The 15384-nt window shown below is 45.9% G+C and carries 11 protein-coding genes; 7 read left to right on the forward strand and 4 right to left on the reverse strand.

The genetic code is table 11. From position 1 onward, the window contains the following. Window positions 1-199 precede the first annotated feature (199 nt). Complete coding sequence (locus tag OO774_RS12360) at window positions 200-1672, forward strand: aminoacyl-histidine dipeptidase (protein ID WP_264902954.1); 1473 nt, start codon at window positions 200-202, stop codon at window positions 1670-1672. A 79-nt stretch (window positions 1673-1751) separates the two neighbouring features. Here the strand turns inward: OO774_RS12360 and OO774_RS12365 are convergent, their stop codons facing one another. Then, on the reverse strand, window positions 1752-2291 hold the full coding sequence (locus tag OO774_RS12365; RefSeq protein ID WP_264902955.1) for a DUF3332 domain-containing protein: 540 nt from the start codon (window positions 2289-2291) through the stop codon (window positions 1752-1754). Between the two features lie 326 nt (window positions 2292-2617). On the opposite strand from OO774_RS12365, the gene OO774_RS12370 reads away from it, so the two are divergent. Both OO774_RS12370 and OO774_RS12375 read left to right on the forward strand, forming a co-directional pair. After that, window positions 2618-3685, forward strand: coding sequence for a succinylglutamate desuccinylase/aspartoacylase family protein (locus OO774_RS12370; protein WP_264902956.1), 1068 nt, complete (start codon window positions 2618-2620; stop codon window positions 3683-3685). A gap of 217 nt (window positions 3686-3902) precedes the next feature. Beyond that, a complete protein-coding gene (locus OO774_RS12375; protein ID WP_264902957.1) occupies window positions 3903-4343 on the forward strand; it encodes a DNA-directed RNA polymerase subunit beta in 441 nt (146 codons plus the stop codon). A gap of 81 nt (window positions 4344-4424) precedes the next feature. Here OO774_RS12375 and OO774_RS12380 read toward each other — a convergent pair whose 3' ends face one another. Further along, complete coding sequence (locus tag OO774_RS12380) at window positions 4425-4733, reverse strand: DUF3622 domain-containing protein (RefSeq protein WP_014230997.1); 309 nt, start codon at window positions 4731-4733, stop codon at window positions 4425-4427. 492 nt (window positions 4734-5225) lie between these two features. Here OO774_RS12380 and OO774_RS12385 point away from each other — a divergent pair, with 492 nt between their 5' ends. Both OO774_RS12385 and OO774_RS12390 read left to right on the forward strand, forming a co-directional pair. After that, window positions 5226-6686: a chromosome condensation regulator RCC1 gene (locus tag OO774_RS12385; RefSeq protein WP_264902958.1), complete on the forward strand. Its 1461-nt coding sequence runs from the start codon at window positions 5226-5228 to the stop codon at window positions 6684-6686. Further along, window positions 6683-7999, forward strand: a complete 1317-nt coding sequence (locus OO774_RS12390; protein WP_264902959.1) for a di-heme oxidoredictase family protein — start codon at window positions 6683-6685, stop codon at window positions 7997-7999. The genes OO774_RS12385 and OO774_RS12390 overlap by 4 nt, the downstream gene beginning before the upstream one ends. A 294-nt stretch (window positions 8000-8293) precedes the next feature. On the opposite strand, the gene purL is transcribed toward OO774_RS12390, so the two are convergent. After that, window positions 8294-12202 (reverse strand): phosphoribosylformylglycinamidine synthase, encoded by a 3909-nt coding sequence (gene purL, locus OO774_RS12395; RefSeq protein WP_264902960.1) that lies wholly within the window; start codon window positions 12200-12202, stop codon window positions 8294-8296. Window positions 12203-12500: 298 nt separating this feature from the next. Here purL and mltF point away from each other — a divergent pair, with 298 nt between their 5' ends. Together mltF and OO774_RS12405 are read left to right on the forward strand one after the other, a co-directional pair. Continuing rightward, window positions 12501-14144: a membrane-bound lytic murein transglycosylase MltF gene (mltF, locus tag OO774_RS12400; RefSeq protein ID WP_264902961.1), complete on the forward strand. Its 1644-nt coding sequence runs from the start codon at window positions 12501-12503 to the stop codon at window positions 14142-14144. A gap of 513 nt (window positions 14145-14657) precedes the next feature. Beyond that, entirely contained in the window at window positions 14658-14792 is a 135-nt protein-coding gene (locus OO774_RS12405) for a hypothetical protein (RefSeq protein WP_264902962.1), read from the forward strand. A gap of 51 nt (window positions 14793-14843) precedes the next feature. On the opposite strand, the gene tadA is transcribed toward OO774_RS12405, so the two are convergent. Then, window positions 14844-15377: a tRNA adenosine(34) deaminase TadA gene (gene tadA / locus OO774_RS12410; RefSeq protein WP_264902963.1), complete on the reverse strand. Its 534-nt coding sequence runs from the start codon at window positions 15375-15377 to the stop codon at window positions 14844-14846. Window positions 15378-15384: the final 7 nt, after the last annotated feature.

Raw genomic sequence — 15384 nt, forward strand, 5'->3', positions numbered from 1 at the left:
TCCAAAACAACATAAAGTCATGCTTCTCATTCATAAACTGTGACAATCCATAAAGAAATCCTTAGGTCGGCGACTACTCGTCGCCCTCTTCAGGTGGTATCCTTGAGCTAACTAAGCCAGATATAAATAGCGATTTATGCTAATCATTTGCAATTATTGCAACAACATATCTGGAAATATAGATAAAAAGGAGCTTTCCGTGTCTGAATTCCACTCTGAAATCAGTACTTTGTCACCCAGCCTACTTTGGCGCTTTTTCGATAAGATTTGTTCGATCCCTCATCCATCCAAGCATGAGGAAGCGCTAGCACAATACATTATCAGTTGGGCAACCGAGCAAGGTTTTGACGTACGCCGTGATCCTACTGGTAACGTCTTCATCAAAAAGCCAGCCACTCCAGGTATGGAAAACAAAAAAGGTGTAGTTCTGCAAGCGCACATCGACATGGTGCCGCAAAAGAACGAAGACACTGACCACGACTTTACTACCGATCCGATTCAGCCATACATCGATGGCGAATGGGTAACCGCAAAAGGTACGACACTTGGCGCTGACAACGGCATTGGCATGGCATCGTGTCTAGCGGTTCTTGCCTCTACTGAGATCAAACATGGCCCGATTGAAGTTCTTCTGACCATTGATGAAGAAGCTGGTATGACAGGTGCATTCGGGCTTGAGTCAGGCTGGTTAGAAGGTGAGATCCTGCTAAACACAGACTCTGAGCAAGAAGGTGAAGTCTACATGGGTTGTGCTGGCGGTATCGACGGTGCAATGACATTCGATATCACTCGTGATGCGATCCCAGCAGGCTTTGTTACTCGCCAACTAACACTAAAAGGCTTAAAAGGCGGCCACTCTGGTTGTGATATTCACACGGGTCGCGGCAATGCCAACAAATTGCTGGGTCGCTTCCTTGCAGGTCACGCTCGTGAATTAGATCTTCGTTTGGTTGAATTCCGTGGTGGTAGCTTGCGTAATGCAATTCCTCGTGAAGCATTCGTCACTGTTGCACTTCCAGTAGAACACCAAGACAAACTTGCAGAGTTGTTCAACGACTACACAGAACTACTGAAAGCTGAGCTAGGTAAAGTAGAAACCGATATTGTTACTTTCAACGAAGAGATTGCAACTGACGTTCAAGCGCTTGCTTCTGCAGACCAACAACGCTTTATCGCGGCGCTTAATGCATGTCCAAACGGCGTTATTCGTATGAGTGACGAGATAGAAGGTGTCGTGGAAACCTCTTTGAACGTGGGTGTCATCACCACAGAAGAGAACAAAGTAACCGTACTGTGTCTAATCCGCTCACTGATTGATTCTGGCCGTAGCCAAGTGGTTGGTATGCTGCATTCCGTTGCAGAACTGGCTGGTGCTCAAATCGAGTTCTCAGGTGCCTACCCTGGCTGGAAACCAGATGCGGATTCAGAGATCATGGCAATCTTCCGCGATATGTACGAAGGTATCTACGGTCACAAACCAAACATCATGGTGATCCATGCAGGTCTGGAGTGTGGCCTGTTTAAAGAACCTTATCCTAATATGGACATGGTATCTTTTGGTCCTACGATCAAATTCCCTCACTCTCCTGACGAAAAGGTGAAGATCGATACCGTTCAGCTATTTTGGGATCAAATGGTCGCTCTTCTGCAAGCGATTCCTGAAAAAGCATAATCACTTATTGTGTGAAGATACGATAAGGTCAAGAAAGGGTGCAATCGCACCCTTTTTTCTTGCAAATGATGCTAGCTGATTACACACGCGTTTGTGCGTAGGCTGCCAACTCATCCATTGAAGTCTTAGCTACCACTTCACCATCAATGAAGTAAGTAACAAAGTCGCCTTCACGTACGCCAGTCAACATTGCTTTATCGCCATTACTGTACGTAATGTCCATTTGGATGGTGTTTTCGTCGATTTGTTCCATTTGGCCTTGCTCAATCACTCGGTTGTTAGCCAGAGGGCTAATTGGAGCGGTTGTCAGAGACTCATCTAATTGGTGGTTTACATCAATGTAAGTGTCCACCTTAGAATCAAAAATATGCGGCTTACCGTTTAACGGGTTTTTACCTGTCCAAAATTCCAATGAGTTAAATACGATATAATCAGCTGCTATCGCTACACCATAAACGGGCGCCATAAGCATGTTCAGACCACCACGAGCATAACGGTTATCTACCGCTTTTACGTTAAAGCCCATAACATAACCAGTCACTGCATTACTGCCCACACAACCTGAAAGCGCAACTGCCACAGCAGTCATTACGCCTATTTTAGCCATTGCCTTTTTCATCAAAACCTCAAGGTAGAGTTTATTCGGTCAAATCCGGCGCGGATGTTAGCTAAATAAAAATCAGGAAAAAAGCGATATTTAGTCTCCAGAAGTTTTATTATTACTTTTAAGACTCAATCAGTTAGCAAGAAAATAGTTACCTGAAGAGCCATAAGACTAACAAGATACAACCGCTATAACTGGCGTCATTTTTACAACAAAAACCTCACACAAGACTGATTAGTCGCGTTAATAAAAATAATTTGTCGTATCCTTAATCAAAATGATTAGTTTGATTATGACGCGATTGTTACATTGTTGAAAAACTATTGGAAAGAGATGGTTTTATGGTCAGAAGTAAAAGAAGCAAAACCTTTGAGCTCCTCGGATATCAAGTACAACCAGGTCAGCGATTAGAGATCGAATTCGAAGCCGCACAGCTTTATACGCACTCTCCCTTATCGATTCCCGTAGAAATCATCCACGGGAAACAAGAAGGGCCAGTACTGATGGTTAACGCTGCCATTCATGGTGATGAGCTCAATGGTGTTGAAATCGTTCGCCAGATGATTAACCAATTGGATCCACAGAAGCTGAAAGGCACAGTCATTGCCGTCCCGATCGTGAACGTATTTGGATTTATCCACAAATCTCGTTACTTACCAGACCGACGCGATCTCAACCGTTGTTTTCCAGGTAGCGAAAAAGGCGCGCTAGCATCGCGAATGGCATACGGCTTCTTTAACAACATTGCGAAACGTTGTAACTATATTATCGATTTGCACACAGGGGCTATCCATCGCACCAACTTGCCCCAAATTCGCGCAAATCTTAGTAACCCCGAAACATTACGAATAGCGAAAGCCTTTTCCACTCCAGTGATTATCGACTCAGCGTTGCGTGATGGCTCTTTACGCAGCGAAGCAGAAAAGTGTGATATTCCTGTGCTCACTTACGAAGCGGGCGAAGCGTTACGCTTTGACCCACTCTCTATTAGTGCAGGCGTTCTGGGTATTCGACGTGTCATGCAGGCAATCGGCATGTTAAGAGCAAGCCGCAAAAAATTCCCAGAGCCCGTGATCGCTAAATCCACCAGCTGGGTACGTTCACCAGGAAATGGCATTCTGCGTACTGTAGTGAATCTAGGAGACAAAGTGGAGCAAGGTGAAACCCTCGCCTATATCAGCTCTCCACTTGGACATGTTGAGTTAGAACTTAAAGCACCTAAAAGTGGCCTGGTCATTGGCCAGCACACACTGCCTTTAGTCAATGAAGGTGATGCGATTTTTCACTTGTCTTACTTCAAGCAAGGGGATAGCGAAGTCGGTCAAGCGGTAGAAAACTACATAGAAGAACTGAACGAGTATGATGTTGACCAAGTCACGACGGGTCAAATTCCGTTGGACGTTCAGTAAAGTACAAAGTTAGAAAATCGAAGCCTAGTGGTGTTAACGCTGGGCTTTTCACTGCCAAAAGTAAACCTATTATCCCAAATCAGACTGCCAAACAGAAAAACAAAGCTTAGCCTCTGGCGAATTCTCGGTCCCAACTAAGATACCTCACAGAAAAAAAACACAATTGCACAGTGTTTCATTTATTCGTATGATACCTGCTTTTGCTTGCATTCATACTATGTACAAACCCTTTTCTATTACTCTGATGAGTTTCGTATTCTCTACGTACAGTTTTGCCCAGTCATCAGATCTTATCGCCCAATACTTACAAGAACAAAACCAGCAGTCATCTTATAACGATCACTACGCCCATCCCGTTGCAGCGCAGTTAGATACAGAGGCTAAATCCACAGGGGTAATCTGGCGCGAAGATGGCAAACCAGAACACTGCCAATACTTTAAAAACAGCACTTCAGCTACCAGTAATTTTGACTATGGTGAAGCGAACGACCTTTCCGATGGCTTACATCATTTCGATTTACCACCAATACATTCACGTAATATAAAAGTATCGCATCGCGTTTATGCCAATTCGCCTAATTTACTGCCAGGCAACCAACAATTCGCGACGCCATCAGAAGGCTCAATCAGCCTGTCGATCTCATCGGACTGTTTTTGACTAATATAACACCTATAAAAAAGCCCTGAACAATACGTCAGGGCTTTTAACATCAACAAGTTACTTGTCTAAATCGAAGTCTTATTCTTCGTCAGCTTCTGCTTCAGCATCACGCGCTTTACGAGCTTCTTCTTTACGAACTTTAGCTGCAAGTTGCTCAGCTTCACGCTCTTGACGTTGTGCTGCTTTACGTTCGTTACGAACTACTTGGTTTTGAACAAAACCAGCCAGCTCTTGCTCTGCCCAAGCTTGAGCTTTCTCTTCACTTTCAAAACCAGTTTCACGCTTTGATACTACAGTTTTACGAGAAGTGACTTGGCGAGTGATCTCTGCGCTCCAGCCGTTACGTTTTTCAGTTACGCGGATAGCAAATTTTTGATTTTTTGACATTTAATTCATTTCCTAAGGGATTAATCAGGGATTCGGTCAACTTGATAACTCCATCTAAGCTGAGCTGTTTAACACCATCCCTTGGTAAGCGCGGTATTAGAGCATAAATCACCGTTGTTGGCTGCAAATATTTTCTTTCCACTTTGCTGAAGACAAGAATACCTGAGAAAACCACCAAGATCACAACGCGACTCAAACTGGTTTCTTTTTCAAATTGAGCCTCTAACTCGGTAATTTACTGCATAAAAGCCGCTGGGGTTATTTCGTTTCCACAGTTTTCCTGCTCAGTTTTCATACAAACACAGCCGTAGAATCAACAGAATATGAGAACGAGAAACGGAAATCTTGTTGGTTAATTTTTATTCTTTTACGTTAAAGAACGGTTAAAAATGTGAGGAAAAACACATTAACCTATATTAGCGTTGGATTGATTACTCTAAAAACTATATATAAACCCGCCGTAACAAAAACAATTCTCAGTTAGATTATCAAATGAAATTAACAAAAACACTTTTGGCAGTGCTCGTGACTGCCCTTGTAGGTTGCGATTCAAATGACGAATCAACCGCTGCCAATACCGGACCAGAGACCCAATTGACCAAGTCTTGGGATGCTCATAGTACCTATTCATCGATGACGACCATTTCTGGAACCAGTAGCGATACCGATGGCGTCGAGTCAGTGACAGTATCTGTCAATGGAGAAATTCAAGACGCTGATTTCGATGGCCAAAACTTTTCACTGGCGGTCCGCTTAGTTCCAGGCTTAAACAGCTATACGGTGCTCGCGACCGACTCATTAGGCAATCAAACATCATTGACAGATCAAGTTTACTTCGGGCATCAAGTATCTGCGGGCGGTGCTCATAGTGGCGCGATCTTAGAGGGAAAACTATGGACCTGGGGTCGTAACAACAAAGGTCAAACTGGCCACGGGTATATCAGTACCCTTGATGAAGATAACCACCCAACAACACCAACTGAACTTGCTGTCACTAGTGAGGAACAAGCTGTCTCATTTGTATCGCTCGCATTCAACCAAAATGCCTCAATTGCCCTTGATAGCACAGGTCAGGTTTGGGCTTGGGGTGACGGCGACGGAGGCCAACTTGGTTTGGGTGAAGACGATGACGTATTGAGCGAAGACGATGTATTAAGCCCGCAAAAGATATCGTCTCTGGAGAATATTATTTCAGTTGCGCGCGGATATGACCACACAGTAGTTCTCGACGATCTTGGCCAGGTATATACCTTTGGTGAAAACGACAAGGGGCAACTGGGTAACAACTCGATTGAAGATTCTGACTTCCCGGTAAAAGTTGAGATATCAGACATTATTCAAATTGAAGCGGGGTCAGATAGCACTTACGCACTAGATATTAACGGCAACCTATATGGTTGGGGCCAAAATAGCAATGGCCAGCTCGGACAAGGGCAAGACAATATTGATGATATCCTTATCCCTACCCTAATTGACTTTCCAGAAAAAATCACTTCATTTGCAGCAGGTAAAGCCCATGTCATTGCAATTGGAGAAAGTGGTCAGCTGTATGGTTGGGGCCTGAACGCAAGCAATCAATTGGGTAATGATGAGGATGAATCATGGCCAAGAGAGCTTTATGAAGCGACAGTATTACCTTGGGTTGAAGATGGCGTCATGGCTTGGGCAAACGGCAACCAAAGCTTTGTTGAAAGATCAGATGGCCAAATATACCCATGGGGCAACAACGGTATGGGAACATTAGGGCTCGAAACCGATGAAAGCCCAGTCGCTCCGACGGTTGCTATCACAGATCTGTCTTCAGTATTAGACATCGGTGCCGGTGCGTTACACACCGTAGCGCTAAGGTTTGACAGCGTCGTTTTCACTTGGGGTTGGAGCTTTGAAGGGTCATTAGGTATCCCAGATCCAATCAATGCTTGGGGTTACTCTCTGCCACAGAAAGTGAAATGATGAAAAAGATCGTATTACTTTTGTGCAGTGCTTGGCTTTTTGGCTGTGACGGTTCATCGTCACAGTCAGAAGAGCAGCCAGCGCAAGTCACACTTGGTCCAGCGGGAGGCGTTGCAACGGCTAGCTATGATACAAACAAAGGCTTTTTGCAATTTATTCCTGAACTGGATATCCAAGACTATCACGGAGCCTCTCAAGGCAGAGAGCTGTTTATCGCCACATGGCTTCCTGCTCCCGGAAGCCGTGAACTGCTTGATGGTTTCGGCCCTTTGGCAATTACAGATTCGTGCGCTGGTTGCCATGAAACATCCGCTCGAGCTGAGTCATTGAAAAGTGATGGCAGCACCGGAGATGGCATTTTATTCCGTTTGGCAGATGAAAACGGCGTCGTCGACCCATTTCTGGGTGGACAATTGCAAACTTTTTCTGCCGATGGATCTCCTGAAGGCTCTGTTACTTGGACAAAAGGCAGCAGTGATGAGGTTCTCTTTTATCTGAATGATGCTATGAATCCTCTGGCAGAAGGTGTGTCTTTGGGACCTCGCCTTTCACCCCAGCTTATTGGCATGGGATTGTTAGATTTAGTACCGGAATCAGTCATCCTTGAATATCAGGATATCGAAGACAATAACTCTGATGGTATTTCCGGACGAGCCCATCAGCTGGAAACATGCATCGGACGTTTCGGCTGGAAAGGTGTTCACTGTACTTTAGAAAGCCAGGTAGCAGGCGCTTTCCATCAGGATATGGGACTCACATCCAGCTACAACCCTGAAGAGCCTTGTACTGAACAACAAGAGGTTTGCGAATTGATGCCATCTGGCGGTTCGCCGGAAGTATCCGATGCTTCACTCGAAGCAATTAATGACTTCTTGACCATTCTTGCAGTGCCTGAACGCCGCAACGGTGACAGTACGACTTTTCAACAAGGTCGTAAGCTATTTATGGATGTAGGTTGTGATAATTGCCATCGAGAGTCACTCACAACCGGTGAAGTCGCTCGTTTCCCGATTCTAAGCAACCAAACCTTCTATCCATATACCGATTTGTTATTGCACGATATGGGCCCTGATTTAAGTGATGGTGTAAAAGAGGGAGACGCGGAAGCGGAAGAATGGAAAACACCACCTTTGTGGGGTCTTGGCCTTATCGAAGGGGATGGGCAAAGCCGATTTTTACATGATGGTCGTGCAGAAGATCTGAAAAGTGCCATTTTATGGCATGGCGGAGAAGCGCAACCCGCTAAACAAGCGTTTGTTGAACTTACTGAAGAAGACAAACAGTTACTGTTAGATTTCCTGCGCTCCATCTAGCTAACTGCTCCATTACAATGCCAGTTTGCAATTACTTACTGGCATTTTTTATTACGTAAACACTAGAAAATTAGCTGGTCAGGTAACAAGGTTCGATAAACAAACTCTATTTGCCATGGATGGCAAATAGAAGCCCCATGGATGCGTTCTTATAAACATACGGTGCGTGTTTATGTTCGATGCCTGTTTTCTGGTTCTCTATAATTTAGTATGACCACTTTCTTACTTAGATTGGTAAAAACAAAAAGCGCAGACCTTTCGATCTGCGCTTTTCTTTTATCAAGACAATCAGAATTAACCGATGTTCTTACGTGCGTTTTGGAACATACGCATCCAAGCGCCGTTTTCACCCCAGCCTTCAGGAGACCAAGAGTTTGCAACCGTACGGAATACACGCTCTGGGTGAGGCATCATAATGGTTACACGACCGTCAGCTGTCGTTAGGCCAGTAATCGCATTTGGCGAACCATTCGGGTTGTTCGGGTATTGTTGCGTTGGGTTGCCGTTATTGTCGACGTAACGCAGCGCTACAGTGCCTGATGCTTCAATTGCGTTCAGGTGCTCACCGTCACGCACTTCGACACGACCTTCACCGTGAGAAACAGCGATAGGCATACGAGAGCCAGCCATGCCATCGAAGAACACAGAATCAGATTTCTGTACTTCTACCAGGCTAAAGCGCGCTTCAAAACGCTCAGATTCGTTGCGAACAAAACGTGGCCACAAATCTGCACCTGGAATAAGTTCTTTCAGGTTAGAAAGCATCTGACAGCCGTTACATACACCTAGAGAGAAAGTCTCTTCACGATTGAAGAACGCCTGGAACTGCTCACGAGCTTGTGCGTTAAACAGGATAGACTTCGCCCAACCTTCACCCGCACCTAGCACGTCACCGTAAGAGAAACCACCACAAGCTACCAGACCTTGGTATTCATCCAGTACCGCTTGGCCTGTCAGAATGTCGCTCATGTGGATGTCAGTTGCTTCAAAACCAGCACGGTCAAACGCTGCTGCCATTTCAACGTGAGAGTTAACGCCCTGCTCACGAAGAATCGCCATCTTAGGTTTCGCGCCTTTCGCAATGTAAGGTGCTGCGATATCTTCATTCACATCAAAGCTTAGAGATACGTTCAGACCTGGGTCCGTGTTGTCTTTCTTCGCTTCAAATTCTTGGTCTGCACATGCTGGGTTATCACGTAGCGCCTGCATTTTGTGCGTGGTTTCTGCCCAGATAACACGTAGGTCGGTACGAGAGCGCTCAAGTACGACAGCATTACCAGAAGTGATAACAAAGTCGTCTGACGCTTCAACTGAACCAATCACGTGTGAACACGCTTCCAGGCCGTTCGCTGCCAGCGTAGCCAGAACTGAATCAAGTTCGTCGTTCTTAACCTGAACAACCGCACCTAACTCTTCGTTAAATAGAGTCGCCAGCGCATCTTCACCCAGACCTTCGATGTTCGCTTTCACACCACAGTGACCCGCGAATGCCATCTCAGCCAGTGTCACGAATAGACCGCCGTCGCCTTTATCGTGGTAAGCAATCAGCTTGTCATCACGAACCAGTGTTTGCATTGCATCGAAGAAGCCTTTTAGCTGTTCTGCGTTGTCTACGTCTGCCGGCTTATCACCAAGCTGCTTGTAAACCTGTGCCAGTGCGGTTGCACCCAAACGGTTTTTGCCGTTACCAAGGTCAACAAGAACAAGTGAAGTGTCACCTAGTCCTTCCAAAGTATCAGGTGTACGCAGCTGTGGCGTGACTGTCTTACGCACGTCTTCAACACGGCCAAACGCAGTGATTACTAGCGATAGTGGAGAAGTAACTTCTTTGCTTTCGCCATTATCTTCCCACTTGGTCTTCATTGACATTGAGTCTTTACCAACTGGGATAGTCAGGCCAAGCGCTGGGCATAGCTCTTCGCCAACCGCTTTCACCGCTTCGTAAAGACCTGCATCTTCACCTGGGTGGCCTGCTGGAGACATCCAGTTTGCAGAAAGTTTAATGTGTTTGATATCACCAATGTCAGTTGCAGCAATGTTAGTCAGAGACTCACCGACTGCCAGACGAGCAGATGCACCGAAGTCTAGTAGCGCAACCGGAGTACGCTCACCCATCGACATCGCTTCGCCGTGGTATGTGTCGTAACTTGCCGCCGTAACCGCACAGTTCGCCACAGGAACCTGCCAAGGACCAACCATCTGGTCACGAGCAACCAGACCTGTTACTGAGCGGTCACCGATAGTAATCAGGAACGTTTTCTCAGCAACCGTTGGTAGACGAAGTACGCGATCTGCCGCTTCGTTGATTTCAATACCGTCACGTGCAATCGCCGGGCTATCTACTTTCAATGTGGTTGCTTCACGGTGCATCTTCGGTGTTTTACCAAGCAAGATATCCATTGGCATATCAATTGGCGTATTGTCGAAGTGAGAATCTTCTAGTGTCAGATGACGTTCTTCTGTTGCAACACCGACTACTGCGTACGGTGCGCGCTCACGCTTACAGATTGCATCGAATGCTTCCATCTGTTCTGGCGCAACCGCAAGAACGTAACGTTCCTGAGATTCGTTACACCAGATTTCCAGAGGGCTCATGCTCAACTCATCATTTGGTACATCACGTAGCTGGAACTTACCGCCACGTTCGCCGTCGTCACAAAGCTCAGGAAGTGCGTTAGAGATACCGCCCGCGCCCACATCGTGGATAAATGCGATTGGGTTCTCTTCGCCCAGCTGCCAACAACGGTCGATCACTTCCTGACAACGACGTTCCATCTCTGGGTTTTCACGTTGTACTGAAGCAAAGTCCAGATCTTCTGCAGACTGGCCAGATGCCATTGAAGATGCCGCACCGCCACCAAGGCCGATGTTCATTGCCGGACCACCAAGTACGATTAGGCTCGCACCGACCGGGATCTCTTTCTTCTGCACGTGCTCGTCACGGATGTTACCCATACCACCAGCAATCATGATTGGCTTGTGGTAACCACGAATTTCTTCACCCGCGTGAGACGTCACTTTCTCTTCGTAAGTACGGAAGTAACCTAGTAGGTTTGGACGACCAAATTCGTTGTTGAATGCTGCGCCACCCAGAGGGCCTTCAAGCATGATGTCTAGTGCGTTTACGATACGACCAGGCTTGCCGAAGTCGGTTTCCCAAGGCTGTTCAAAACCTGGAATACGTAAGTTAGACGTTGTGAAACCAACCAGACCCGCTTTTGGTTTACCACCGATACCTGTCGCGCCTTCGTCACGGATTTCACCACCAGAACCAGTTGAAGCACCTGGCCATGGAGAGATTGCTGTTGGGTGGTTATGCGTCTCTACCTTCATCAAGATGTGTGCATCTTCATGGTGGTAAGTGTATTGACGAGATTTCGGATCGGGGAAGAAACGACCCACTTTAGAACCCGTCATTACTGCTGCGTTATCTTTGTAAGCAGACAGAACGTGGTCTGGCGTCGTTTCGAATGTGTTTTTGATCATCTTAAACAGTGACTTATCTTGGTCTACGCCATCGATAGTCCAGTCTGCATTAAAGATCTTATGACGACAGTGCTCTGAGTTCGCCTGAGCAAACATCATCAGCTCGATGTCGTTAGGATTACGACCTAGCTTAGTGAAGTTCTCTACTAAGTAATCAATTTCATCTTCTGCTAGCGCTAAGCCTAGTGAAACGTTGGCTTCTTCAAGTGCAAGACGACCACCAGCTAAGATATCAACGTGCGCCACTGGCGCTGGCTCTGCCACAGTAAATAGTGCAGATGCGGCTTCAAGTTCAGTAAACACCGTTTCCATCATGCGATCGTGGATTAGAGCTTTAACTGTGTCGATTTGAGCAGCAGAAAGTGTCGCAGATGTTTCTACGTAGTACGCTGTACCACGCTCCAGACGCTTAACATTGTCCAGACCACAGTTGATAGCAATATCGGTAGATTTAGAAGACCAAGGCGAAATAGTGCCAGGACGAGGCGTAACAAGAAGTAGAAGACCTTCAGGCTCGTGCTCTTCGATCGTTGGACCGTAAGTCAGCAACTTTTCAAGCTTTTCTAACTCTTGGTCATCAAGGTCAGATTTTAGATCCGCAAAGTGCATAAACTCGGCGTAAATGCCGGTTACAGGCAGATCTTGTTCACGACAAAGTTCCAATAGTTTGTTAACACGGAACTCAGAAAGAGCTGGGGAGCCACGCAAAATTCTCATGTGCTTAGGTCTCTTATGCAATTGATTAAGGTGATATTGGAATAAATTCAGCCACTTAGGCGTAAAAAGCCGAACTTATACCGATTCCACCTCTCCTTTGCGAGCGCATTATATAGCAATTGTTTTTGTGATGTAACACCAAAAGCAACCGTTTGCGTCAATTTTTTCTTCAAATTTGAATTATCGCCAAAATGTCGATAAAACACGCAATGTCACACTCAATCTGTGCGATTCCCTTTGCCCCACCACTTCCCTTTGATATAAAGGACAACAGAAATTTCTCGAGAAGTACCAATTAATGCAAATTAGCCAGTTCAACCGACTTAAGCGCAGCGTCTTACTTTTCGCTTCTGTGCTACTACTTTCTGCCTGCCAAATTGAGTCGACCCCAAAAAGTGAATTCCAAAAAATACAGGAACGTGGCGTTCTTCGAGTTGGTACACTTAACAACCAGCTTTCTTATTACATAGGCCCTGATGGCCCTGCCGGTTTAGATTATGAGCTTGCACGCAAGTTCGCTGAAGAACTTGGTGTAAAACTTGAGATCAAACCAGCATTTCGCCAAGCCGATCTATTTCCGGCACTGAAGAAAGGCGACATTGATATTATTGCCACAGGCTTGAACCAGACATCTCAAGCGGTGAAACGTTTTCGACCTGGCCCGGCGTACTACTATGTCAGCCAGCAAGTCGTGTATAAAAAAGGACAACTGCGCCCTCGCAGCATTGAACGACTGATAACGTATCAAGCTACGCAAGCTGGTGCTTCTGAAGAAGATAGCAACGCCGCAGCAAATACACTGCAAATCGTTGAACAGTCCCAATATGTTCCAACACTGACGGCATTAAAAAAGCAGCATCCAGAGCTACAGTTTGAAATCGTCGGTGATGCTGATACGCGAGACTTGCTGAAAAACGTATCCACTGGCGATCTGCGCTTTACCGTAACAGACTCGGTTGAGCTGTCGCTGGCCCAGCGCCTTTATCCCGATCTGGCTTTGGCTTTTGAGTTAACAGAAGATCAACCAGTATCTTGGTTTACCCGTCGTTCAGAAGACGAAAGCTTGTACGCAATGCTGATTGAGTTCTTTGGTAACATCAAGCAATCCGGTGAGCTCGCCTCCCTGGAAGAAAAGTACATCGGACATATCGAAGCGTTTGATTATGTGGATACTCGCGCGTTCATTCGTGCACTGGATGACAAACTTCCTAAATGGTCGGCCCTATTCCAAAAGTACAGCGAAGAGTTTGATTGGCGCTTAATCGCAGCGTTGGCTTATCAAGAATCTCATTGGAAGCCAAAAGCAAAGTCTCCAACCGGAGTACGCGGTATGATGATGCTCACCTTACCAACAGCGAAAAGTGTAGGCGTGACCAACCGTCTCGATCCTGAGCAGTCTGTCCGTGGTGGTGTGGAATACTTGCGTCGCATTGTCGCTCGCGTACCCGAAACGATTAGTGACCACGAAAAAATTTGGTTCGCACTTGCATCCTATAACATTGGTTACGGTCATATGCTGGACGCTCGACGCCTGACAAAAGCACAAGGCGGTGATCCAAATGCATGGGCAGATGTCAAAGACAGACTGCCTTTACTGCGTCAAAAACGCTTCTACAGCCAAACGCGTTACGGCTACGCTCGAGGAGATGAAGCGCGTAATTACGTTGAGAATATTCGTCGATACTATCAGTCAATTATTGGCCACGTTAGTCAAAAGCCAGTAGTAGACGAAAGTACTGAGGACCTGCAAGTCATCCCACCGCTTAATCCCGACACCCTCGTGTCTGGTGCAGTGGAAAGTATCACTGAAACAGTATCGGGCGCTGTAGAGGGTGTACCGGAACCAACAACAGAGCGGATAGAGGATGCAAAACCGGGGAGGTCAGGCGCTTCTGAAACAACAGAGGACGACGATACAACGCTAGAAGCCATACCCGAATAAGATTCAAACAAGCGAATAAAAAATGGCGAGTGAATAGCTCGTCATTTTTTGTTGAGTCTTTGAACAAACTTATCTAGAATCGATCTTTCCGAGTTAGGTTAACATCAAAAAGTAAGTGTAAACAAACTTAATGACCTACATTGTAACTCATTAATATTTAAACATTAGTTAGATATTTGAGTAACAATAGACTCGGCTGGCTACCCTCTCCCGATTAAACATGACGCTGATTATTAGAATGTCATCTAATGGTTGTTCACTAATCTGAGGTCGGGATATGAATGTCATTGCGATTGAAAATTACATCGATGACGCTCGGCCCATTATCAGTGTTGCAATTTCCCATGCCAAACTGGAAGCCAACTACACACAACGTTTTGTGTAAGTGGGGTTGATTACGTTGTGTATGAAAAAGTGAATTGTTGGACGTGATAACGATGAGTTTAGGTTAGTTAGACACAATCAATGTCTACTTGAGGGTGTTCGTAGTCTTGTCTGCTAGAGGTTTAGAATATGAGAAGACGTAAGGTTCAGTCAAAGCGTTTGCATAATACAGTGGCGGCAATCCGTCGTAAGCGCAAACTGACGAGCATGAAAAAGAAAATCAGTGAACGCCATCGTGTTTTCGTTCACTTAGTGAATCACTGAGAAAAGAAGCAAACATCTACCCGAACGTAGATGTTTGCGAATCTCTCTTCCTCAATCGCCATTTTTTATCTGATCACTCTGCAATGCTTTTTCAGCCTGTTTCTTTGCTTTGATCTCTTTACGGCGACGTTTAAAAAAAGCTTGTAACTGACTTCGACACTCTGCTTCTAATAACCCTTTTTCAACCGTTGCAAAATGGTATGCAGCCTGACTTTCAAATAAGTTTAATACTGTTCCTGCAGCACCCGCTTTCAGATCCGGAGCCCCAAACACCACTCGCTTCACGCGGCTGTGTAACAGTGCGCCAGCACACATCGGGCAAGGCTCTAACGTCACGTAAAGCGTGGTATCTAGTAAGCGATAGTTCTCTAAGACTTGTCCGGCTCTGCGCAATGTTTGAATCTCGGCATGTGCTGTTGCGTCATGAGTACAGATCGAACGGTTCCAGCCCTCTGCAATGATCTCCCCATCTTTTACCAAGACGGCACCAACAGGCACTTCGCCTTCTGCCTCAGCCAGATCAGCCAACTCGATAGCTCGGCGCATAAATTGTTCGTCTTGGGGAGTAAATTGAAGGTCAGACAAAGGGACT

The organism is Vibrio sp. STUT-A11 (assembly GCF_026000435.1).
Lineage (GTDB): Bacteria > Pseudomonadota > Gammaproteobacteria > Enterobacterales > Vibrionaceae > Vibrio.